At 56.8% G+C, this 21,968-nt stretch carries 21 protein-coding genes; 6 read left to right on the top strand and 15 right to left on the bottom strand.

Annotated elements, in window-relative coordinates; translation table 11 throughout:
- Positions 1-556 precede the first annotated feature (556 nt).
- Entirely contained in the window at positions 557-1,540 is a 984-nt protein-coding gene (locus ACEE09_RS02135; protein WP_449081640.1) for an LLM class flavin-dependent oxidoreductase, read from the top strand.
- Between the two features lie 21 nt (positions 1,541-1,561).
- Here the strand turns inward: ACEE09_RS02135 and ACEE09_RS02130 are convergent, their stop codons facing one another.
- The 3 genes from ACEE09_RS02130 to ACEE09_RS02120 form a co-directional block, all read right to left on the bottom strand.
- On the bottom strand, positions 1,562-2,359 hold the full coding sequence (locus ACEE09_RS02130) for a LuxR C-terminal-related transcriptional regulator (protein ID WP_449081638.1): 798 nt from the start codon (positions 2,357-2,359) through the stop codon (positions 1,562-1,564).
- Between the two features lie 35 nt (positions 2,360-2,394).
- Positions 2,395-3,801 (bottom strand): histidine kinase, encoded by a 1,407-nt coding sequence (locus ACEE09_RS02125; RefSeq protein ID WP_449081636.1) that lies wholly within the window; start codon positions 3,799-3,801, stop codon positions 2,395-2,397.
- Between the two features lie 116 nt (positions 3,802-3,917).
- Positions 3,918-4,403, bottom strand: coding sequence for a DNA alkylation repair protein (locus ACEE09_RS02120; protein ID WP_449081634.1), 486 nt, complete (start codon positions 4,401-4,403; stop codon positions 3,918-3,920).
- Between the two features lie 141 nt (positions 4,404-4,544).
- Between ACEE09_RS02120 and ACEE09_RS02115 the strand changes: the two genes are divergently transcribed.
- Positions 4,545-5,225 carry a TetR/AcrR family transcriptional regulator gene (locus ACEE09_RS02115; RefSeq protein ID WP_449081632.1) on the top strand — a complete coding sequence of 227 codons (681 nt, stop codon included), beginning with the start codon at positions 4,545-4,547 and terminating at the stop codon, positions 5,223-5,225.
- A gap of 39 nt (positions 5,226-5,264) precedes the next feature.
- On the opposite strand, the gene ACEE09_RS02110 is transcribed toward ACEE09_RS02115, so the two are convergent.
- The 3 genes from ACEE09_RS02110 to ACEE09_RS02100 are packed head-to-tail and all read right to left on the bottom strand — an operon-like array spanning position 5,265 to position 8,712.
- Positions 5,265-7,958, bottom strand: coding sequence for a replicative DNA helicase (locus tag ACEE09_RS02110; protein ID WP_449081630.1), 2,694 nt, complete (start codon positions 7,956-7,958; stop codon positions 5,265-5,267).
- 42 nt (positions 7,959-8,000) lie between these two features.
- Positions 8,001-8,366, bottom strand: coding sequence for a hypothetical protein (locus tag ACEE09_RS02105; RefSeq protein ID WP_449081628.1), 366 nt, complete (start codon positions 8,364-8,366; stop codon positions 8,001-8,003).
- A gap of 16 nt (positions 8,367-8,382) precedes the next feature.
- Positions 8,383-8,712, bottom strand: a complete 330-nt coding sequence (locus ACEE09_RS02100) for a hypothetical protein (RefSeq protein ID WP_449081626.1) — start codon at positions 8,710-8,712, stop codon at positions 8,383-8,385.
- Positions 8,713-8,860: 148 nt separating this feature from the next.
- On the opposite strand from ACEE09_RS02100, the gene ACEE09_RS02095 reads away from it, so the two are divergent.
- Positions 8,861-9,838, top strand: coding sequence for a siderophore-interacting protein (locus ACEE09_RS02095; protein WP_449081624.1), 978 nt, complete (start codon positions 8,861-8,863; stop codon positions 9,836-9,838).
- 987 nt (positions 9,839-10,825) lie between these two features.
- On the opposite strand, the gene ACEE09_RS02090 is transcribed toward ACEE09_RS02095, so the two are convergent.
- The 9 genes from ACEE09_RS02090 to ACEE09_RS02050 form a co-directional block, all read right to left on the bottom strand.
- Positions 10,826-11,152, bottom strand: a complete 327-nt coding sequence (locus tag ACEE09_RS02090; RefSeq protein ID WP_449081622.1) for a hypothetical protein — start codon at positions 11,150-11,152, stop codon at positions 10,826-10,828.
- Positions 11,153-11,283: 131 nt separating this feature from the next.
- The gene (gene rplI, locus ACEE09_RS02085; protein ID WP_449081620.1) at positions 11,284-11,733 is read right to left on the bottom strand and encodes a 50S ribosomal protein L9; all 450 of its coding nucleotides are present in this window, start codon (positions 11,731-11,733) and stop codon (positions 11,284-11,286) included.
- 22 nt (positions 11,734-11,755) lie between these two features.
- Positions 11,756-11,992, bottom strand: coding sequence for a 30S ribosomal protein S18 (rpsR, locus tag ACEE09_RS02080; RefSeq protein ID WP_004005948.1), 237 nt, complete (start codon positions 11,990-11,992; stop codon positions 11,756-11,758).
- A gap of 129 nt (positions 11,993-12,121) precedes the next feature.
- A complete protein-coding gene (locus ACEE09_RS02075; protein ID WP_449081618.1) occupies positions 12,122-12,793 on the bottom strand; it encodes a single-stranded DNA-binding protein in 672 nt (223 codons plus the stop codon).
- 88 nt (positions 12,794-12,881) lie between these two features.
- Positions 12,882-13,187 carry a 30S ribosomal protein S6 gene (rpsF, locus tag ACEE09_RS02070; protein ID WP_135011322.1) on the bottom strand — a complete coding sequence of 102 codons (306 nt, stop codon included), beginning with the start codon at positions 13,185-13,187 and terminating at the stop codon, positions 12,882-12,884.
- A gap of 221 nt (positions 13,188-13,408) precedes the next feature.
- Positions 13,409-14,683 (bottom strand): hypothetical protein, encoded by a 1,275-nt coding sequence (locus ACEE09_RS02065; RefSeq protein WP_449081615.1) that lies wholly within the window; start codon positions 14,681-14,683, stop codon positions 13,409-13,411.
- Between the two features lie 133 nt (positions 14,684-14,816).
- Entirely contained in the window at positions 14,817-15,713 is an 897-nt protein-coding gene (locus ACEE09_RS02060; protein ID WP_449081613.1) for an ABC transporter permease subunit, read from the bottom strand.
- A gap of 3 nt (positions 15,714-15,716) precedes the next feature.
- Positions 15,717-16,733 (bottom strand): ABC transporter ATP-binding protein, encoded by a 1,017-nt coding sequence (locus ACEE09_RS02055; RefSeq protein WP_449081611.1) that lies wholly within the window; start codon positions 16,731-16,733, stop codon positions 15,717-15,719.
- A gap of 135 nt (positions 16,734-16,868) precedes the next feature.
- On the bottom strand, positions 16,869-18,284 hold the full coding sequence (locus ACEE09_RS02050; RefSeq protein WP_449081609.1) for a CCA tRNA nucleotidyltransferase: 1,416 nt from the start codon (positions 18,282-18,284) through the stop codon (positions 16,869-16,871).
- 92 nt (positions 18,285-18,376) lie between these two features.
- Here ACEE09_RS02050 and ACEE09_RS02045 point away from each other — a divergent pair, with 92 nt between their 5' ends.
- The 3 genes from ACEE09_RS02045 to ACEE09_RS02035 are packed head-to-tail and all read left to right on the top strand — an operon-like array spanning position 18,377 to position 21,884.
- The gene (locus tag ACEE09_RS02045) at positions 18,377-18,880 is read left to right on the top strand and encodes an NUDIX hydrolase (protein WP_449081607.1); all 504 of its coding nucleotides are present in this window, start codon (positions 18,377-18,379) and stop codon (positions 18,878-18,880) included.
- A 24-nt stretch (positions 18,881-18,904) separates the two neighbouring features.
- Positions 18,905-20,587, top strand: coding sequence for a murein biosynthesis integral membrane protein MurJ (murJ, locus tag ACEE09_RS02040; RefSeq protein WP_449081606.1), 1,683 nt, complete (start codon positions 18,905-18,907; stop codon positions 20,585-20,587).
- Between the two features lie 49 nt (positions 20,588-20,636).
- The gene (locus tag ACEE09_RS02035) at positions 20,637-21,884 is read left to right on the top strand and encodes a serine/threonine protein kinase (protein WP_449081604.1); all 1,248 of its coding nucleotides are present in this window, start codon (positions 20,637-20,639) and stop codon (positions 21,882-21,884) included.
- The last annotated feature ends 84 nt before the right edge of the window (positions 21,885-21,968 follow it).

Raw genomic sequence — 21,968 nt, 5'->3', positions numbered from 1 at the left:
TGTTTCACTGGCCGGTGTTTCGTATCGGTCATTCTCATGTTTGTGTGTTACCCGTTTGGGCAACTCATTTAGTCTATCGCGTTTCTTTTCTGTGTGTCAACTCGGTGTTCCGTGTTGTGTCTCACAGTGGCTTTTGGCTGGTGTGTTACCTCAAAATCTCACTCGTGTGAGTGGGTTTTCTTGGTTCCGGCTGTGGCCTGAATTCGCTATGTGACTAGTTGTTTTGTCGCTGGGTGGGTTTCCCCTGTGCCGTGGCGACTGGTAATACTTTACGCAGGTTCAAAACGCTTGGCAAGTCGAAAAAGACCCCAAAATCCACTCACACGCGTCCAAACACCCCTTTTTACCCCCATAAACCACACCTAAAGCTATCGTTTCTCCTAGTCACAAGCTCCAAGTGAGGCACATCTATGGCTCACATCTATGACCCACTACACCTAAAAATCTTTTAAAAACCTTCATAAGCACCCCAAAACACCCCTTATTCAAGGAATATTGGGGTCCTGCTACCCGTTGCACCAGATATAGAGACCCCTATATATAGAAAGGCACCCCTATGCCAGCCCTCTCCCTGCTCGACTTTGCCCTCATCTTTCCCGGCGAGCGCCCCGCAGACAGCTTCAAACGCTCCGTAGCCCTAGCCCAGCACGCAGAAAAACTAGGCTACAAACGTATCTGGTACGCAGAGCACCACAATATGCAGCGCATTGCATCAGCAGCTCCAGCAGTCCTCATCGCCCATATAGGTGCCCACACTTCAACCATCCGCCTAGGGGCAGGCGGCGTCATGCTCCCCAACCATTCCCCTCTTACCGTCGCAGAACAGTTCGGCACCCTAGCCGAGCTATACCCGGACCGCATCGACTTAGGCCTGGGCCGAGCACCAGGCACCGACATGCGCACCCTAGCTGCTCTGCGCCGAGACCCACAGGATGCAGAGAACTTCCCCCAAGACGTCCAGGAGCTAGCAGGTTATCTGAGCGGAAATACCCGGGTGCCCGGAGTGCAAGCAAACCCAGGGGCAGGTACCAATGTGCCCCTCTATATTCTGGGGTCCTCCCTCTTTGGTGCCTCTCTAGCAGGTGCCCTGGGCTTGCCCTACGCCTTTGCCTCCCACTTCGCACCCACACACCTAGAAGAGGCCATCGCTGTTTACCGCCAACGCTTCACCCCCTCAGAGCAGCTAGAACAGCCCTATGTAATCGCCGCTGCCAACGTCATTGCCTCCGATACAGAAGAGGACGCCCGCGCCCAAGAGGTCATTGCCCATCGGCAACGGGTCAAATCCATGATGCGCATGGATGACCACCACCTAACCGATGATGAGCTAGATATGCTGGTCGCCTCTCCCCAGGGCCAGCAGATTCTAGATATGCTGCGCTACACCGCAGTGGGCACCTCGGAGCAAGTGGGTGACTACCTCACCCGTTTCGCTAACTCAGTACAGGCAGATGAGCTGATGATTTCTAATCTCTCACCCAGCACAGAACAGGCCCACCGCGGCCTAGAGGTACTAGCACAGGCCATGATTCAGGAGTAAGACGATGAAAGAGAAGTGCAGCTAGCCTTCTAGGAAAGCTAGAACAGCGCGGACGCGGCGGTTGCCGGTATCAGCTGGTAAATCCAGCTTGTCGAAAATATTGCCCACATGTTTAGCCACAGTGGCCGAAGAGATAAAGAGCTCGGCCTCAATCTCTGCATTTGATCGGCCCTGGGCCATAAGCCGCAGGATTTCTAGTTCACGCGGGGAGAGCCGGGCCAGCTTGCCCTCAGCAAGATGGCCAGCTCTCATACCTGGGCGAGAGACTAAGGAACTGCTGGTACTGTCTGCTTCAGGTAAGCAAGAGGGGGTGGCGGCGTCCGTACCGGAAGTAGCTACCGCCCTTTCCTGGGCGGGCTCGGCGGTCTGCTCCCGAGACGAGGTTCCCCCTAAGAGGTGCTGCACGACGTCCGGGTCAATAATGGTGCCACCTGCCACCACGGTATCGAGGGCGCGAGCGAACTCTTCGATATCTCCCACCCTATCTTTTAGCAGGTAGCCCAGCCCTGCCGCCGAGCGGGCAAAAAGTTCACGGGCGTAGGCTGTGGTGATGTACTGAGAAAGCACCACAATAGGTAGGCCGGGGTAGGTCTCGCGCAACTCTAAAGCGGCCTTGAGCCCGTCAGAGGTATGGGTCGGTGGCATGCGCACATCGGTGATAACAGCATCAACCCCCTCCCCCGCCATAGCCGCATCGACGGCGGTGAGCAGGGCGGGGGCGTCCTCAACCTCTGCAAGCACAGATTGCCCCAGCGCTCCTAACACCATGGTCAACCCCTGACGGAGCAGGGCGGAATCTTCGGCGAGGATAATGCGCATGGGGCACCTTTCAAGACAATGTTTCACGTGAAACGCTACAGGGTTGCAGAACCCTTGGGTAGAGGCAGAACCAGAGTCAAGCGGGTAGGGCCACCTACTGGGGAATCCACCTGAACGGTGCCACCCAGGGCAGCAGCGCGCTCCATCAGGCCAGCCAGACCGGTGCCACCAGCAGCATCAGCACCACCGACACCGTTATCTTCGATAGTAGCCACCAGAGAATCCCCAGCAACAAAAATCGACAGAGAAAGGAACTGGGCCTGGGCATGTTTGAGAGTATTGGTCAGCGCCTCATTGACCGTGTAATAGGTAGTCCGTTCAAGATCACGCGGCAGACGATCCGGAGCATCATAGGTCAAGTGAATAGGAAGGACGCTATGACGCACTAGCTCCTCCAGGGCAGCCTTCAGGCCGTGATCTTCAAGAACAGCCGGGTAGATACCCCGGACAGTATCGCGCAAGGTCTGCTGGGCGTGAGAAAGCTGGGCACGAGCCTCAGTCACATGATTGAGCAAAGCTGCCGCACGAGCGTCCTGACTATCAGCAACCAGATTCTTACCTTCCATCTCAGCCAGGCCAAGACGCAGGTTAAGATTGACCAGCTCCTGCTGGACACCATCATGCAGGTTACGTTCGATACGGCGACGCTCCCCCTCAAAGGCATCAACAATCTTGGCGCGTGAAGCAGTCAGACGAGCCAACTCGCGCTCCTGCTCCTCAGGGCGAGAGGAAAGAATCAGCTTGGAAAGGCTAGCACCAGCAGCAGCCAACAGACCATTGAGGTAGGCAAAGATAATGAGCAGCACGGGAATAGCTACCAGGAATACCCACCAGTACTGGGGCATAATCTCAAAGATCTGACCAGTCGAAGGAAGAATCTCCCGGCTCATGTAGTAGTCCAGCTCCCACTGGGAGTAAAGGGAAAGGTGCTGCCAGTCAAGGTAGAGCCTGTTACCCACGCCGGTGTAATAGCTAAGGCCAGTAAGCACGCCCAGCAGGCTCACCTCAGCCACAAGAATCATGCCAGCAAGAGAACCCCACAAGATCGTCAGAGCCAAGGACCCAACCTCACGCCAGGTAGCAATCTCTTTAAGACGGAAGAGGGCACCCTCCCAAAAACTGGCGTTAGGGTAATCGACGTGGCCATTAGCTACAGCACCATGACCGGTCTTAGCCAGACGCCAACGCTCATAAAGACCAAAGGCAATAGCAACAAAAGGCAGGGCCACAATACCAATGAGGGAAGCGGTCAGACCCATCACCAAAGAGGCAATAACACCCTGGGCAAGCAGAACAGCAAGCGCAATCCAGGGGCCAGCAGTAAAAATATAGAGGGTTAGCCATGCGGCGCCACAAATTCTGGGTGGGCTGATGGTCAGAATCAGTATCAAAGGACGCCGGTGAGTTACTCCCTGCCGCAGGGGCGGCAGGTGCGGCATCATGCAGGGTGTAATCAGTGCTTGTCATACTTCTATTCTTCCGCGCCCCATACCCGTATGCAGTGGGGCCGACTCTACTCTTACCCCACCCACACCCCAGCGGATAGGTAGAGCTAGCTCTACCCCAGGCGCTTCGACCCCTCACGCACACTCAAAGGGGCCATGCGAGCGCCATGACGGGCCATAAAGTCAGCCACCCAGTCAGGGTCAGTTTTAGAGTATTCACGCAAGGCCCACCCAATGGCCTTATTAATAAAGAACTCTTGCGAACCAAAGTTGAGGGTAATGATTTTTTCGAGTAGGGCGGTGTCAGTTGCGGCCTTGCGGGGGCGCTGGTGGCCGATAGCGACCCGGCGAACCCAAAAGTTGGCGTACTGGAACTCGCGCTCAGGGGCCTGCCAGCAGGCCTCAACAAAGCCACGGTCGATTCCTTGAGTTTTAGCTTCGGTGCGGGCCTGGGCAAGGAAGGATTTAAGCAGTTCTCGGCGTTGTGGGGTTTTGATGCCCAGAAAGAGAAATTGGTTGCGCATATAGGCGGCCATCGGCACAGCCTGGGCGGGGTTAGACACTGCGATGAAGGTTTCATAAAGGGCTGGAAAGTTCATGGGGGCTCTTTCCGGTGATGAAGCTGACGGGTGCTGGGTACCTTTCTTGTTCCACCCTACATAATTCAACAGGTGAGGATATTACTCTACAGTTGAAGAATTAAATCTACAGGTGAGGAATTAAGGGGTTAGACTAAAAGCATGGCAGCTCAGAACACTCACACCCCCACAACACCCCGCGGACGACGCAGCGGCGGCACCCGCTCACGCAAGGACATTCTGCAGGCAGCTACCGCACTCTTCGCTGAGCACGGATTCGAGGGCACCTCCGTGCGAGCTATCGCCGCACAAGCACAGGTCGACCCCGCTCTCATCCGACATTTCTTCGGCTCCAAAGAAGCCCTCTTCACAGCCCTACTCGATAACATAAGTAACTGCCCACTCTCCCCACCATCAGGGCAAAAAACAGAAAGTCAGGGTGCAGCAGTAGTAAGAGCCTACCTGCAGATGTGGGAATCAGAAGATACCGGCCCCCTACTTGCAGGGCTAGTACGATCAGCCCTCGCCACATCTGAAGGAAACCCCGCCATCAAAGAAACACTGGCACGGCACCTCACCCAAAGCTGCACCAGCCCCCTACTAACCAATCTCGATCAGGCGTCCGCTGAACTTCTCAGCACCCACCTCTTAGGGGTAGCGGTAGGGCGCTACCTGCTACCCCTGCCCCACCTTGCTGCCCTCAGCCCCGACGAACTGGTTGAACGCACCGCACCTGCTATTCAAAGCTACCTTGAGAGAACCCAACAGCCGCGCAAAACCCAGCCCGCCCCGAAAAAACAAAGCACCCAGGAGCAACTACCGCTATTTGACGGGCTGTTCTAACACGACAGCAAAGCTCCTGGGCGCTTACACCAGGTGGGGCTAGAAAGTTTCGGTGCCAGTGTACGAATCGTGCACCATGTTGGCAAACCGTGAATAATGCCCCTGGAAGGCAACCGCAATAGTCTTAGTAGGGCCATTACGGTGCTTAGCGACAATGACGTCCGCCTCGCCTGCGCGGGTTGATTCCTTCTCGTAGTAATCCTCACGGTGCAAGAGAATGACCATGTCAGCATCCTGTTCAATAGAGTTATGAACGGTGATGCCGTTGGCGATGAAGTTGTGGTTCCCTAGCACAGTGGCGTCGAAAACCTCTTCTTCCCCCTCGTACTCGATAGAAGTGACGGTGTCCCAGAAAAGGTCATTGACTGCAAGCATGTCGAGCTCAGCGGCATCAAGGACGCTAGCTACCTTTGCTAAACGAGAGCGGGACGGTGCGCTTTTATAGTAGGCCGAACCACAATACTTTGAACCCATGGCAGCTTGGAATTCACGATGCGTCATTCCCTTCTCAGACAGGATTTTCTTAACATCGTTCCACACCTGCACCGGAGCAGTATCAACGTTGGTGTTAGAGCGAACGCCTTCAGCAGTAATTGCCGCAAGCAGTTTCTCGCAACTCTTAGCGCGTTCCCCGTAAACAGAGATTTCATGCAAGAAGCGGAGCTGTTCATCGCGTCCGGAGATATCGAGACTGTACCCCTGACGATACTCGCCCTTAATGGTGGTACCGCGGACACGAGTGTTAATACCAAAACGCAGAAGCAGAAGAGACAGCTGGTCCAGTATGACACGAGAAGTTGAGGCGTAGTAGATACGTCCTGAACGCCCGTTCTTATTTACGGTAACAGAGCCGTCAGTTGCCCATAGATGTCTGATAAAGAGGGCAATCTGCTGTTTAGGCAGGGCAAAAACCTGATCTGGAATAAATTTTTCCCACGACCGCTTATCGAAAAGACCTAAATCATCGAGCCATGCAGCGAGCGGATTCCGCTTACCGTGGGTTAGCTTCTCCGGCGAGCGCAGTCGCAAAGAAGTGCAACGCGCTACTTCGTGAGTATCCCTGACGCTTTCAATTCCGAACTGCTTGTATGCAGATTCAGCAACTATAGAGAGGTTCTCTTCGTCAATAGATGCATAACGAATTGGCTGTCGAGCTAAAGCAGATCCGTCACCAATCATGTGAGCCAGCAAAATGACCTGCTCGTCGCTCCAGTGCGTCCGGGCAGACGGCCCGTTAACATGGCGGGGTACGCCCAAACGATCGCCCACTGCAAGCTCACCCAGCCCCTTCCAGCCTGTGTAGGTAAAGAAGGGGTGATTGGCGGTAGCGCGCAGGGTCTTACCCGAAGCTAGCGTTAGACGATAAACAGGTTTCACGCCCGTAGAAAAGACATGGGTCAGGTGCCGCTCCACGAAACGCATATCGTCCCCCAGGGACCATACCGGGACGTCCTGAGCGCCCTGCTCAAAAAGCTCACCCATCGTTGTTTCAGCTCCAGTATCAGAGCGAAGCACACGAGTATCAGCAGTCAGACAGCCCGACTCACGAAGATCCGAGACTTGCGGCTTCTTATCAGTGCGTTGCTCAGAACCACGATTCAACTGCGACAAAGCAATAACCGGAACCTCAAGCTCCTTAGCCATCAGCTTGAGAGCACGCGAAAACTCCGAAACTTCCTGCTGACGCGACTCAACCTTCTTACCCGAGCTCATCAGCTGTAGGTAGTCCAGAACAATCAGCTTGAGGTTATTCTTCTGCTTCAGGCGGCGGGCCTTAGCGCGAATCTCCATCAGGGTCATGTTGGGTGAATCGTCAATAAAGAGCGGAGCCGAATCCATTTTGCCCATGGCGGTAGCAATCTTGGCCCACTGGTCATCGTCCAGCTTGCCCTTGCGTAGGTCTGACAGATTGATGCCGGCCTCAGCCGAAAGAATCTTCATGGCGATTTCGTTGCGGCCCATTTCCAGGGAGAAGAACACCGTGGTCATACCGTGCTTAATGGCAGCAGACCTGGCGATGTCTAGGGCAAACGTCGATTTCCCCATGGCCGGACGCGCCGCAATCACGATCATCTGCCCAGCCTGCAGACCAGCGGTGAGCTCATCAAACTCAATAAATCCAGTAGGCACACCATGGATACCACCATCGCGAGAACCATTAGCCTCAATCTCTTCGACCGTGCTATTCATGGCCTCAGAGAGGGGAACATAGTCTTCCTTGGTGTTATTCGAAGAGACACCATAAATCTCGGCCTGGGCGGCATTGACCAGGGCCTCAGCCTCGCCGTCACCTGAATACCCCAGCTGCACAATCTTGGTGCCAGCCTCAACCAGGCGGCGCAGCATGGCACGCTCGGCCACAATCTCAGCGTAGAAACCTGCGTTAGCTGCGGTGGGCACGCCCGCAATCAGGGAATGCAGGTAGGCGGCCCCGCCCACGCGATTCAGTTCGCCGCGCTTGGTCAGCTCATCAGCCACGGTGATAGCATCGGCCGGTTCGCCGTGCCCGTAGAGGTGGATGATAGCCTCATAGATCATCTCGTGGGCAGGCTTGTAGAAGTCTGCCCCGCCGCCGATAACCTCGACAACGTCGGCGATGGCGTCCTTGGAGAGCATCATGCCGCCCAACACTGATTGTTCGGCGGTGTCGTCGTGCGGCGGTGTGCGGACGAACTCAGACTGGCTCTCAGACAAGGCGGCCCCCTCGGTAGTAAAACGGTGAGCTTCTATCATCTCACCTGCGAGCGCTCCCGGCGATATCGCTTCGCTGTGAGACTAGACGTTGGTGAGGCAGTAGTAGGCGGCAAAGAGGGCATAGAGCAGTACCAGGGTGGGAGCGGTGGCTGCTGCGAAAAGGCGGGGTACGGAGGGGGCGCGGCGTAGGGCTGCGAGGAGGCAGAAGTAGCCGGGGGCCAAGGCCACAATGGCAAGAAGGATATTGGCGCCGAAAGGGTCGTAGCTGAGTTCTACCCAGTCTTTGGCGACAGGCACTCCTAGGAGGCCGAGGGGAACAGCGAGCAGGTGCGCTACGGGGGTCAGGAGGAGGACGACACCGATGATAGTGAGGGTAGTAGCCGCTCCTGTGGGTTGGGGGTCGGTGGTGTGAAAACCGGTGACGTGGGGTTGGGTGCTGTCTGACATTGTGTTCTCCGGGGGGTTAGAAGGTGGCGCTCTGGGCGATAAGTGCCCCTACCCAGAAAATAAGAAGAGCGCTAACTACCAGTGAGATGGGCAGCCATAGGGCGGTGCGCAGCACCTGCCCGGCTTGGCCTCTGTAGACTGCGACCAAACCGAGGATAAGCCCTAGGTTGAAAACAATGATGCCTCCGCCGAAAGTAGCAGGGAGAAGGTTGAATAAAACCCAGGAGGGTTCGGAGTAGGTCAGTCCAGCGATAAAGGCAGCAAGGGCAAGCCCAATTCCACCCCAGATCAGTAGTCCTGCTGCTCGATTGAGGGCGGGAGTGCCGGGGGCAGGGGAAAGAGTCATAACTACCTCCTTTGGTGTCCACAGCGACGGTGATGTGATGGGCTTAACTTTATCTCGGTAGCATGGGTTCTAGCTAGAGTACTTAAGTACTAGAGATTGAGCCGGCCAGTGCCAAGAGGGGCTGGTCGTAGCCAGAGAAAGGACGCCTGTGGGCAGCACAAAGAGCAAGGGCAAGGACGCCAAGGAGCAGCTCAAGAGCCTCAAAGCTGAGGTGAAGTACCTGAAGAAGGGGCAGAAGCAGCTGCTCAAGCGGGTGGAGAAGCTGGAGAAAGCGCTCGCCGCCGGGCAGGGTTCGGCGCTCGCGGCCTCCCCCGTGCAGAGCCCACCCCGGCCCCAAGCTGCCGGGGGCAGCCGGGGCGGGGCGGGAGCGTCCTACCCCCAGCCCATGAAGTCGGGCAAGTACCGGGGCGGCTACACCCACTACCGGGTGACCGAGGTGGGGCAGCTGACACCCACCGTCATGCGGGTGGTTGCCGAACCCGCTGACGGCAAGTGGGTTGAGGCCCAGGGGCTAGCGGGTGAGTACGTCTACCTGGTGACCGGCAAGAAGGGTGAGGTGCTGCCCGCGCCGACCTTCGAGAAAGGCAAGGCGCGATGGAGCCAGCCGACCACCACCGCCAAGTACACGGTCAGGCGCTTTGATGAGCGCACCGGGGCCCTGGAAATTAACATCATGCTGCACGAGCACGGGGCTGGAACCACGTGGGCCCGTACCGTTGCCGTGGGCGATAGCGCGCATTTTCTGGGTGCGAAGTCGGGCTATTCCATCAGCGACGACTACGACTTCTACCTGCTGGCCGGTGACGAGAGTGGCCTGCCCGGTATGGCCCGCTGGATTGAGAGTCTGCCCGCGAGCGCCCGGGGCGCGGCCTTTATTGAGGTGCCCGGGGAGGCGTCGCAGCAGGTGATTGCTACTCCTGAGCATTTTGAGGTGGTCTGGGTGGATTCTGCCCGGCGCGGGGCGCTGGCTGAGGCCGTGATGGCTTACCCCCTGCCGGAGGGGTCGGTGTGTACCTGGTTGGCGGGCGAGTCCGGGTCTATCCATCCCTTACGTATCTGGGCGCGGCGACAGCTGGGCGTGCCCAAGGGGCACGGCTACGCTAAGGGGTATTGGAAGAAGAAGTAGTTTGGGTACAGGGGTGTCATCAAACAAAACAAATTTTTAGGGTAACTCAAACAAAGATTTAGGAGGCTTATTCATAAGGGGTGCCCCGCAGCCAAAAACACCAACCCACACACCAGAAGAAAACACCCGCCCATACAACCCCAACAGCCGCCTGAACCCAGTATGAAGAATCCACCAGGTCTTTACCTGAGCAATCACCAGCTCAACCACCGACCGCACACGATTGAGCACCCGATTATTCATCTTCTGCTCCCGATCCAACCGCTGGCCAGGCCTACGCTTGGTCTTAAGCTCGTATATACCGTCCCTGTGCACAGCCTGGGAATCATGAGGTTCCGAATGAGTAGGCAGGACGCCCACCGGTGGCGCCAACACTTGCGGAAGCCCACCCTTGCCATAGGACATCCGCCGGTGCAGGGCCTCTAGCGGGCCGGGCTTGCCCGCCGCTTCAAGAACCATTACCAGCCACCCGGCGGTGCCAACCAGCAGGAGCACGAAGGCCCCGGCGTCCGCAAAGAGCTCCAGAGCATAAGCCCGCGGGCAACGTCGGGCACCAGCATGCGCGAGCGGGCAGACGCCACCGGGGCTTGCAAGACGGAAGACTGCGAGGGCTGAGCCTGTGGTGGTTGTAGATGAGAGGGCTGGGTGGGGTGCTCCATTGCTACCTTTCGTGTGTGGGTACCTACTTCTACCCTAGAGAAAACGAGTAGGTGGCGCATCCGCCGGGCGGGTGAAAAACGCTTTAAACACCGATGGCGAGACCCCCATACTGGTCTCGCCACCTGTAAAAGAAAATCAGGTTCAGCATTACCCGATTTTCGAAGCACACACATTCGCTTCTTCCAGCCTTTCGAGCTGTTACATCTATATAACCGCACAAGCCTTAGCCTGGGTTCCAAGTTCCCTGGGAGCAAGCTGGGTATTTTGAAGGACGCTGGTGAACGCTACCCGAACAAACAGTCAGATATGCCCACCCCTCATAGCAGCCTACGAGAAATAGCCAATCAGGAAGACCCAAAGAACCGGATTAGCCAGAACAGATAAGACCAAGATAGCGACAAACCACCCTGTATGCCGGGCAAAGCGCAGCAGGCCCACCAGCGCCAAAATGAAGGCCAAGGTAGCTGCTACAACAGAGACAACAATAAACCCCAAGAAAGTCGCTAGAACCGTTGAGGGTGACCCCACGTTCACCACAAAAGCTAATACCAGCATCAGAACCGCCACAGCCTCAGTCACAGCAGCCGCAATCAGAGTCTGGGTGCTCTGTGGGTGGCGGGTACGGGCAGAAGACGTAGATGATTGTAAAGCCATACCCTCTAGCATGCCAGACTCCCCTGTGAAAACCGCACTAGCTGCACACGCAAAAACGCCCCGCTCCCCCACAGAGGGGGCGCGGAGCGTCCTAATGCTGCTAGAACCCTAGCGAATAATCCTCAAGGGAATTACTCGGCTACAACGTCCAGCTCAACGTTGGCTACAACGTCTTCGTGCAGACGCACGGTAACGGTGTAAACGCCGGTGCGCTTGATAGCGGAACCAAGGTTGATTGCGCGCTTATCAATGGAACCTGCACCTGATGCCTCAATAGCATCAGCAACGTGCTCAGCCTTGACGGCGCCGAAGAGACGGCCGTCAGCGCCAGCCTTGTGAGCAACAACAACGGGCTTTGCTGCCAGAGCAGCTGCGGTTGCCTTTGCTTCTTCAAGGTTAGCCTTGGCGCGAGCAGTGCGTGCTGCGCGGATGGACTCAACCTGCTTTTCGCCGCCTACAGTCCAGGTGACTGCGAAGCCGCGGGGCAGCAGGTAGTTACGTGCGTAGCCGTCCTTAACGGTGACGACGTCGCCAGCGGCGCCGAGGCCGGTGACTTCCTGAGTAAGAATGATCTTAGCCATGTTCTTCTACTCTCCTATCGATTTAGCGGCCAGCGCCTGAGTAGGGCAGCAGTGCAACTTCGCGGGCGTTCTTGATTGCCTGAGCGATCTTGCGCTGTTCCTGAACAGTCACGCCGGTGACGCGACGTGCACGGATCTTGCCGCGGTCGGAGATGAACTTACGCAGAAGTGCGACATCCTTGTAGTCGATTACGGTGACGTCAGCAGCCTTCAGGGGGTTCTGCTTGGGTTTGGGCTTACGGATTTCAGCCTTAGCCATCGTGGTGCTCCTTTTTCTGGTGGGAGCCCGCGGGATAAACCGCGGGATGGATGAATATTTGTCTTGTTTCAAAGAAGGACGCCGGGGCGCCCCTTCCCGTCTATTGTGCAGGTGATACCTGCGCGAGGTTTAGAAGGGAGGTTCGTCGTCTGAGCCTGATCCCCAGTCGTAGTTGCCACCGGACTGCTGGCCCCAAGGGTCAGCAGCAGGTGCCTGCTGGGCAGGAGCTGCTTGGGGGGCTGCGGCCGGTGCGGCAGGGGCTGCCTTGTAGCCGCCCTGCTGGGCACCGCCGGTGTTACCACCGAAGTTGCCACCCTGGTTGCCGTAGCCTGCCCCGCCGTTGTAACCACCTTGGTTGCCGGCGTTGAAGCCGCCACCTTGTTGGTTACCGTAGCCGCCACCGAAGTTCTGGTCGCCACCGAAGTTGCCACCTGAGCGCTGGTTGCGGGTTACGTTAGCGGAGGCGAAGCGGAGTGAGGGACCGATTTCTTCGATCTCTAGCTCCATGCTGGTACGGCGTTCGCCTTCTTTGGTTTCATACGAGCGAGACTTCAGACGGCCCTGCGCGATAACGCGCATGCCCTTCTTGAGGGTCTCGGCGACGTTCTCGGCAGCTTCACGCCAGACACTGGCGCGCAGGAAGAGGGTTTCGCCTTCTTTCCATTCGCCTGATGCACGGTCGAAGTTGCGGGGAGTTGAAGCGATCGTGAAGTTAGCTACCGCTGCACCGTTAGGGGTGAAGCGAAGCTCAGGATCGCCGGTCAGGTTACCGATGACGGTAATGACGGTATCGCCAGCCATGTGATGCCTCCAGTCGTAATAAGAGTAAGTATTTGAAGTCTTGCACGGGGGTCTGACATTTTAGTGAACAGGGCCCCGTATCAAACATTTACTTGGAGGAGATCTGCTGATCTTCCGGGCGGATGATCTTGGTGCGCATAACGGATTCGTTCAGGTTCAGAACGCGGTCCAGTTCAGCAGCAGTCTCGGGGGTTGAGGTGAAGTTAACGACGGCGTAGATGCCTTCGGACTTCTTCTGGATTTCGTAAGCGAGCTTACGGCGGCCCCAGATGTCCATGTTGTCAACGGTGCCGTTGTCTTTGGTGACAACTTCGAGGAACTTGGTGAGGGTGGGCTCTACAGCCTTGTCCTCAACCTCGGGGTTGAGGATAACCATCAGTTCGTATGCACGCATGATTAAACCCCTCCTTTGGGCTAAGCGGCTATGGGATTTCCATAGCAGGAGATTACGTACGGTCTGGCCGGTCTCAGGTGTTGGCCAAGCGCCAGCACAGACCTGACCAACTTTACCGCAGGACGGCCGGTTTGGGCAGGGTTTAGAGGTTTAAAGCGGTGTTCTTCACAGCACCAAACAAGAAGAAAAAGCCCATGGTTTCCCGCCTTGAGACACTAGGGCTAGGGTGAGGGTACAAATTTTTGGAGAGTGGAGGTGGAAGATTCTTCTTCTCTGATGGCTTGCTGTACCTGGGCTTCGCTTTCTTCGCTCCCTCCCAAACCTACGTTAATAGTGGCCTGGTTCCCATCTGAGACTACTTCAGCATTGATATAGAAGGGGATGACTTCTCGTTGGGCTTTACCATCGGCAAGATAGGTAACTTCAAAGGTCGCTTGGCGGTAGCGGGAGGCCCGCCAAACTCGCGGGTCAGTGCGGTCTGGCACCAGGTAGAAGGCAGGGCGGTCGGTAAGCTTCCAGACGACGTTGCTGACCGTGGCAGTAGACTCTGAACCATGCAAGGTAGAGGTGGGGCAGCCTGCAACATCCAACCTGCGGGCACTTTCGCAACGCTCTAACCAGGAGGTAATGAAGTTATTAGTTTCGTTCCACATGCGCGGTGAAGGGCGCACCTGAAGGGTAAGTTCTTGGTGGTTATCTGCTGAGCCAGGCAAGGGTGCAGTGACTGTGTGGTCAGTATGGCTCAGGGTGTAGTAGGAGCTAGCTGGCAGAGTGAAATTATAGGTGCCAGGCAAGGTAGGAATAATCCACTGATAACCAGCTTCAGTTTCAGTACGGCGAGTCACCGGCAAGCTCAGAGACTGGTCGTTAACCTGCACCCCGGCAAGGGCAACAGGTGCGGTAAGAGTCAGATAAGACTGGGCGGGGGTAGCTAGATCCCAGGTGTCATTAAAGGGCCCGGTTCGATGCACCTTGCTCAAGGGCAGGATCATCTCGTGGTCTTGACCGTCGATAGTAGCAAGGACGCTGGCGTGAGCTTGACCGTCTGGCCCTTCAGTTGCGCCCGTAACCGTATATTTTTCTACCCGCCCTGGGGCTGAGCGGTAAATGGAGTTAGTCAGATAGGTGTAATCAAAGTTGCTGTAGGCGTCACTGTCGATACCTGCAACATAGTCCCCTCTTTCTAAAGCACTCATATAGTGCTCCACACTGCCTTCCGGGGTGCGCGTCAAGGAAAAATAGTTACCTACAGCAGCTACCAGCATTGCTAAAAAGGTAACGAAGAGGGTAGTCAGAATCAGGCGGACGCGCACAATCTGCACGTCCTTACGGGTGAGGATGCCAGCGGCCCGGCCAGGAATCCGGTTAATGCGCTCAATGGAGGTGGTGACGGTTTGACGCACAGCATCGGGTTTAGTCTGTGCAACAGCACGGGCCAGCCACGTATTGCTAGCACGGATTAGTCGTCTTTCACCATCATGTTTACGCTCAACCATGGTTCTAGTTTACGAGCTAAGGGGTGCAATGAGGCGCAGGAGGTGGGGTTAGCCAATCTATGAGACAGATAGATAAAGGGCCGGGCACCCCTTCGAGTGACCGGCCCATAGCTTATGTAAAGGCTAGTTAGTTTTAGCCGCGGGTATCAGTAAAAGCGAAGCGCAGGTAACCCAGCAGGGCAGGGACTGCACCCCACAGGGCGAACCAGGAGCCAGCCTCAAGATAGCTAATCTCAGCATCAGGGGTCAGATCATAGGTGAGAATGATGCGCCCCAGGGCTGAGGGCAGGTAGTTGTAGGCATCTGCTACCCACTCGAACTGGCCCATGAAAATCGCGGCAATAATAGGCAAGATGAAGAGGAGGAAGACCACCATGACAATACCGCCAGCATTATTGCGGAAGAGGGCACCGAAGCCGTAGCCCATCCAGACCATGAACATGAAGTAGAGACCTACCGCCACCCAGTTCAGCAGTAGCCCATCGGTAAAGGGTAAGGAATCCTGCAGAGTAGAGTTCAGCACAGGGTAACCGACCGCATAGGCTAGGGCAGCAAGAATGAAGCCGATGACAAAACCGTAGATACTCAAGACCACAAGCTTGGCCAGGTAGAGGGATGCACGGCGGGGAACAGCGGTCAGGCTCGTCTGTATAGACCGGGTGGCATATTCAGAACCAATGAAGACCGCCGCTACAGCAGCAATCAGCATATTAGCCAAATCAACACCAGAGCCTCCCATCGCGTAGGCCAGGCTAGTAAGAGACTCAACCCCAGCATTAGTCTGAGCCATACCCTCAGAGGCTTGAGCCATCACCTCAGGGCTATCAGCCATAGAGTTCAGCATCAGGGCATAGAGCGGGGCCATGCCCAGCATGACCAGAGCCAGCACCAGGGTCATCACCCAGTTGGTGGTCAAGGTGCGGAACTTCAGAAATTCAGAACGTAGCACGCCCCAGAAGGTCAGCTTACGTTCAGCAAAACGAGAATGGTTGGCCTGCGCGGACGCGACAGAAACAGGTGCGGTAGTCATAAGTTAGTTCTCCTGTGCTGAAGTTGAGGACCAAGGGGTTTCTGAGTCTGAGGCATCTGCCTGAGCCGGGGTGCTATCTGAGGTGCTTGCACCAAGGTTCTGCTGAGGGGTAGCAAAGCTAGCCGAAGTGTATTCCACATCGTCGCGGGTCATATTCATATAGACCTGCTCCAGGGTAGATTTTTGCGGGGTCAGCTCATGCACAAGCACACCGGCCGCCTGCGCCAGGCGGGCTAGGCCGCGGGCGTCCGCATGTTCGACCATCAGCCCATCTGTTTCAAGAGCAGTGACAGTGTGACCGGCTTCCTTCAGAATCGGAGCCAAAACATCACGGGCGTCGGTACGCACCAGCACCTTATTCTCATCACCAATTTTCAAGAACTCTTCCATGGAGCAATTAGCCAGTAAACGCCCACGACCAATCACGATAAGGTCATCTGCGGTCTGAGACATCTCGCTCATCAGGTGGGAGGAAATCAGCACAGCACGCCCCTCTGAAGCCAGGTAACGAGCTAGATTACGCACCCAGATAACACCCTCAGGGTCAAGACCGTTCACAGGCTCATCAAGAATGACGTTCTGAGGGTCACCCAGCAAGGCCGCAGCAATACCCATACGCTGGCCCATGCCCAAGGAGAAGCCCTTAACCTTCTTCTTCGACACCGCAGCCAGACCGGTCATCTCAATGACCTCATCAACACGAGATTTAGGGATACCGTGGGTCAGCGCCAGCGAGCGCAGGTGGGCTACCCCATTACGCCCGGGGTGCATGGCTTTAGCATCAAGGAGGGTACCAACGGAAGTTAGCGGGCTCTTGAGGCAGCGGTAGGGCTGCCCATCGACCAGGGCGCTGCCCTTGGAGGGGTTTTCTAGGCCTACTAGCATGCGCATGGTGGTGGATTTGCCGGCACCGTTGGGCCCAAGGAAGCCGGTTACCTTGCCGTTGGGTACGGTGAAGCTGATGTCGTTGACGGCTATTTTGGGGCCGTAGTTTTTGGTGAGGTTTCTGACCTCGAGCATGAGTCTCCCCTTGTTGTGTGACGCTATCGTTATTTAACACTAGGGGGTTAGGCTAATAAAATCATCAGCCTGCGGAATGAGTTTTCGCCATTCCCCGGTATGAGAACTCAGCGAGAGGGGCGGTTACTGGCCTGGCTAGGCCAGGTTGTCTTTGCCCCATTCCAGTAGGCGGGCAGTGGCTTCGTCCTTACCTAGGGCACTTTCGTCTAGGCGCAGGTTGAGCAGGAACTTGTAGGCTTGGCCTACCTGGGGGCCAGGCTTAATGCCGAGAATCTGCATGATTTCTTCGCCGTCCAAATCGGGGCGGATAGAGTTGAGTTCTTCTTGCTCAGCAAGTTCGTCGATACGGCGTTCTAGATCATCGTAGGCGGAGGCGATGCGGTTGGCTTTGCGCCTGTTGCGGGTGGTGACGTCCGCCCGGGTGAGCCGGTGCAGGCGCTCTAGCAGGGCCCCAGCATCGCGAACGTAGCGGCGCACAGCCGAATCTGACCAGCCGGCGTCCCCGTAGCCGTAGAAGCGCATGTGCAGTTCTACCAGGCGGGCAACAGCCTTGATGGTGTCATTATCGAAGCGCAGTTCGCGCATACGTTTCTTGGTCAGCTTAGCCCCCACCACATCGTGGTGCAGGAAGCTCACTGACCCGTTGCTCTCAAATTTGCGGGTGGCAGGCTTGCCAATATCGTGCATAAGCGCAGCAAAGCGCAGGATGAAGTCGGGGCCGGGCACAGGGCCGTCCGCGCCGGTTTCTAAGGCGGCCGCCTGCTCCATAACGGTCAGGGAGTGCTGGTAGACGTCCTTATGGTGGTGGTGCTCATCGACTTCCAGTTTCAGGGCCGGAATCTCAGGGAGAACAAAGGACGCTAGCCCCGACTCCACCAGCAAGTCAACACCGCGGCGCGGTGCCTTGCCGCAGATCAGTTTGACCAGTTCATCGCGTACACGCTCAGCCGAAATAATCTGGATACGGTCGGCCATATCGACCATGGCCTCAAAAACCTCGGGGGCCAGGTCAATATCTAGACGTGAGGCGAAACGGGCAGCGCGCATCATGCGCAGCGGGTCGTCAGAAAAGGAGGCCTGCGGGGTGCCAGGTGTGCAGATAAGGCCCCGTCGGAGGTCTTCTTGCCCACCGAAGGGGTCAACCAGTTCCAGGGAGGGCAGGCGCAGGGCCATAGAGTTAATGGTGAAGTCGCGGCGGAAGAGGTCTTCCTTCAAATCTGTGCCGAAGGCAACGACCGGTTTACGAGAATCAGGGTCATATTTTTCAGCGCGGTAGGTGGTAATCTCAACCATCTCATTACCCTTACGGATACCGATGGTGCCGTATTCCTTACCGATTTCCCAGGTAGCGTCAGCCCAGCCTTCCACTACGGTCAAGGTTTCATCGGGGCTGGCGTTGGTGGTGAAGTCTAAATCTACCGAGGTCTGCCCCAAAAATAGGTCGCGGACAGGCCCGCCGACTAGGGCCAGTTCAAAGCCCGCGCGGGCAAAGAGCTCGCCGGCCTCAAGTGCTACCGGGTGAATAAGGGAAGTATCAAAAACATGCGCCATAACCCTTCAATCGTGCCAGCAAACCGCACAAGTTACCACTTACACCCTCAACTTTTAAAACATCACCCCTTTCTATCGGTTAAGGTAGAGACATGACTTTTCCTATTCCCCGGGCACCCAAGAGGCGGGCTTTCATGCCCGTTGCTGCCATGCCCACGGTTGAGGAGGTCTCTGCAGGCGGCGTCATCGTCAACTTTGACGACCGCAACCTGCCTGTTGCCATCATCGCCCGCGTCAACCGCGGCGGACGTCTAGAGTGGTGCCTGCCCAAGGGTCACCCCGAAGGGGAGGAAACCAGGGCGGTAGCGGCGGCCCGCGAAATTGAAGAAGAAACCGGTATCTCTGGTGATGTGATTACTTCGCTGGGGTCCATCGACTACTGGTTCAATGTGCCAGGGCACCGCGTCCATAAGACGGTTCACCATTTCTTGTTCTCTGCAACCGGTGGTGAGCTGACCACAGAGAACGACCCCGACCATGAGGCGGTAGATGTCGCCTGGGTCAACATTGATGATTTGGGGCGCAAACTCTCATTCCCCAACGAGCGGCGCATCGCTGAGATTGCCCGTGAGTACATCATTCACCAGCTCTCCTAGCTGACTGAGTAGATAAGGATTCCCGTGGCACGTTCCGGTGCTTTATCCAGCGCAATTATGGCCGCTGGTACGCTCGTTTCGAGGGTTCTCGGCTTCGTTAAAACCTTCCTCATTACTGTTGCTCTCGGTGCTACTGCCACCGTGGGCGACATTTTTGAAACCGCCAACACCCTCCCCAACCTGATTTACGTGCTAGTAGCTGGCGGTATTTTTAATGCCGTGCTGGTACCGCAAATCATTAAGGCAGCCAAGCACGATGACGGCGGCTCCGACTACGTCTCGCGCCTAGTGACACTAGCAGTCAGCGGCATCGCCGCAATTACCGCCCTGGTTTTGCTCTTCTCTTGGCCCATTATTGCCATCATGGGTAGCAAATGGACGCCAGAGCAGCAGCACTTCGGCTGGATTTTTGCCCTCTGGTGCCTACCCCAGATTTTCTTCTACGGCCTCTACACGATACTGGGGCAGGTGCTCAACGCCAGGGGTGCCTTCGGCTGGTACATGTGGGCACCTGTGCTCAACAACATCGTAGCCATTGCCGCCCTCATAGGCTTCATCTTTTACTTTGGCCCGCAGGACGTCACCACCAACCCGCCCTTCCACAATCTAGAGAGCTGGACCTCCACCCAGACCCTGGTGCTCGCCGGTTCAGCAACCCTGGGTGTGGCCCTGCAAGCCCTCATTCTCTTTATCCCCTTGCGAAAAGTGGGCCTCAAGCTCAAGCCCCTCTTCGGCTGGCGCGGCATCGGCCTGAGCACCGCAGCTAACCTGGCAGGGTGGACCCTAGCTACCGGCATCATCTCCAATTTGGCCTTCCTCTACCTGACTAAAATAGCTGCCGACGTGGTGGGCTCCCGCGAAGATTTCCTAGCTCTAGGGCAACAGATTCCCGGTGTGCAGGCCCTGAACTATTCCTCCATGCTCTACTCCCTACCCCACGGCGTCATTGGCTTATCCATTGCAACGGTACTTTTCAACCGTATGTCAGCTGCCTCCCAGGGGAATGACCAGGCCTCAGTAGCCGCCACGCTCTCATCTGGCCTGCGCACCGCCTCCATCGCCACCATCTTCTGCACTGTAGCCCTGATTGTCTTCGCCGGGCCCATCGGCATGATTTTCGGTGGTGGCTCCCAACAAGCAGGTGCCGTCATCGGCCAAACTATCACCCTCATCGCCCTCGGCGGCCCCTTCCTCACCATCGCCTTCATGATGGGCCGCGTCTTCTACTCCCAAGAGGACGCCAAAACCCCCTTCTACATTCAGCTCATCTCAGCGGTGCTCATCCTCATCATGGGCTTCATCGCCTCACGTTTAGCACCCCAGTACATCATCTACGGTCTAGCCCTCACCTATGCCCTCCAGAACGTGCTAGCGGTCTACCTGAGCCACCGCGTCCTCACCCGCCGCCTAGGCGACTACGGGGTACGCGAACTTGTTTCTACCCACGCCCGTGTATCTTTTGCCTCCATGAGTGCAGGGCTAGCCGGTGCCGCCGCTCTCTACCTACTAGGTGGCTACACCTTCGACGGCTTCGCCTGGGCCTCACGTAGCAGCGCCTTCATCACCGTAGCCGTCGGCGGTGTGGTCATGGCAATCGCCTACTACGCCATGCTCATGATGTTAAATGTGCGTGAGCTTGACACCCTCATGAACCCAATACTGGCCAAAATCGGAATACGCCGCCACATCGCCCGCCACAGAGGGTAAACTCAGTAACCTAACTAATCACTCACCCATTCGCCACGGGAGGCCCCACTTGACACAGCAGATTCCCCTCAACACCCTGCTGGGAGATCGCTATAAAGTCACCGCACACCTGCTCGACACAGCCAGCGGCAATACCGTGCTCGACGGCCTCGATACAGTGCTTGGCCGCAAGGTCTCCATCATCGTCGCCGCACCCGACCAAAGCCGCCTACTAGTCACCAACGCCCGCAACTCCAGCGCACTCTCACGCTCCGCGGTACAGGTACTCGACCTAGGCAACCACAGCGAGCGCACCTACCTGGTGACCTCCCACTCCCGCCCCGAGCACCTGCTCAATGTTCTACTGACCGAAAGCGGGGCCAACTCTACCGAAGAGTTTGGCGAAGAAATCTTTGGTGACACCGGCTCTATGACAGCCCCCAACAGGTACGTAGTAGCCAAGGGCACCCCTGCCAGTGAGAGCACCCGCGCCATGGCAGGTGCAACAGCAGGCGCAGCAGCTATCTCTGCAACCCGCACCCCCTCCCCCACAGAAGAAGCCGCCAACGAGTTCGAAGAATACGATGCCGAAGAAGAAGGCTACTACGAAGGCGGTGAGCCTACCGAACGTAACGGCGGCATGTGGGTGGTTGGTATCGCAGCAGCCCTCCTACTGGTCATCGGTGCCGGGGCGGTCTTTGCCACCCTCGGCGGCATGGTGGACTCCGATGCTTCTCAAGAAGTTCTGGACGCTAACGGCACAGCCATAGCCACCACAACAGCTAATGCACCTGCACGCACCTCAGCTAAGGCGTCCGCCTCCCCCACGCCCAGCGAGACCACCCTGCCTGCCCCCAAGATTGATGGCACTTTCACCCGCACCGTGCCCTCATCTGCCAACCTTATGGCAGAAAGTGATGCCACACTGGGGCACCTAACAGATGGCAACCCTGCCACAACCTGGATGTCCCTAGCTTTCGGTTCGGCTAACTTTGGTGGGCTCACCGACTCCTTCTACCTCTCAGCCAAGCTCGATGAGGCCACCACAGTCAACAGCATCACCATTAACCAAATCTCCGGTGTAGGGGGCGCTTTTACTATCTACGCTAATGACTCGGCCTCTCTTGAAAGTGCCACCGAAGTTGGTTCTGGCACTTTTGCTGCCCCTGGTGAGACCACCGTAGAGCTCAATAGGGACGCCCAGGACGGCAAGACCGAGTACATCATTGTGCAGTTCACCAGCGCACCTCAGCTCAGCCAGCCCATCGTACCCGGCTACACCTACGGCCTGCGCCTGGCAGAAATTTCCGTCAAATAACAGCACATCTACCGCCGGCGGGTGGGTTGGGAATAAAGCCCACCTGCCCGCCGTTTCTTTCCATAGCGCACTACCCCACCGTCA

This window comes from Rothia sp. 88186D007BW, assembly GCF_053544215.1.
This window is presented reverse-complemented; position numbering and strand designations above follow the sequence as displayed.

Coding starts and splice junctions, on each gene's coding strand:
- ACEE09_RS02075 (WP_449081618.1), bottom strand. CDS start 12,793: ATGGCTGGCGATACCGTCATTACCGTCATCGGTAACCTGACCGGCGAT.
- ACEE09_RS02125 (WP_449081636.1), bottom strand. CDS start 3,801: ATGATGCCGCACCTGCCGCCCCTGCGGCAGGGAGTAACTCACCGGCGT.
- rpsF (WP_135011322.1), bottom strand. CDS start 13,187: ATGCGTGCATACGAACTGATGGTTATCCTCAACCCCGAGGTTGAGGAC.
- ACEE09_RS02045 (WP_449081607.1), top strand. CDS start 18,377: ATGACTTTTCCTATTCCCCGGGCACCCAAGAGGCGGGCTTTCATGCCC.
- ACEE09_RS02105 (WP_449081628.1), bottom strand. CDS start 8,366: ATGTCAGACAGCACCCAACCCCACGTCACCGGTTTTCACACCACCGAC.
- ACEE09_RS02055 (WP_449081611.1), bottom strand. CDS start 16,733: ATGCTCGAGGTCAGAAACCTCACCAAAAACTACGGCCCCAAAATAGCC.
- ACEE09_RS02090 (WP_449081622.1), bottom strand. CDS start 11,152: ATGGCTTTACAATCATCTACGTCTTCTGCCCGTACCCGCCACCCACAG.
- rpsR (WP_004005948.1), bottom strand. CDS start 11,992: ATGGCTAAGGCTGAAATCCGTAAGCCCAAACCCAAGCAGAACCCCCTG.
- ACEE09_RS02100 (WP_449081626.1), bottom strand. CDS start 8,712: ATGACTCTTTCCCCTGCCCCCGGCACTCCCGCCCTCAATCGAGCAGCA.
- ACEE09_RS02050 (WP_449081609.1), bottom strand. CDS start 18,284: ATGGCGCATGTTTTTGATACTTCCCTTATTCACCCGGTAGCACTTGAG.
- ACEE09_RS02060 (WP_449081613.1), bottom strand. CDS start 15,713: ATGACTACCGCACCTGTTTCTGTCGCGTCCGCGCAGGCCAACCATTCT.
- rplI (WP_449081620.1), bottom strand. CDS start 11,733: ATGGCTAAGATCATTCTTACTCAGGAAGTCACCGGCCTCGGCGCCGCT.
- ACEE09_RS02110 (WP_449081630.1), bottom strand. CDS start 7,958: ATGATAGAAGCTCACCGTTTTACTACCGAGGGGGCCGCCTTGTCTGAG.
- ACEE09_RS02065 (WP_449081615.1), bottom strand. CDS start 14,683: ATGGTTGAGCGTAAACATGATGGTGAAAGACGACTAATCCGTGCTAGC.
- ACEE09_RS02115 (WP_449081632.1), top strand. CDS start 4,545: ATGGCAGCTCAGAACACTCACACCCCCACAACACCCCGCGGACGACGC.
- ACEE09_RS02120 (WP_449081634.1), bottom strand. CDS start 4,403: ATGAACTTTCCAGCCCTTTATGAAACCTTCATCGCAGTGTCTAACCCC.
- ACEE09_RS02135 (WP_449081640.1), top strand. CDS start 557: ATGCCAGCCCTCTCCCTGCTCGACTTTGCCCTCATCTTTCCCGGCGAG.
- ACEE09_RS02130 (WP_449081638.1), bottom strand. CDS start 2,359: ATGCGCATTATCCTCGCCGAAGATTCCGCCCTGCTCCGTCAGGGGTTG.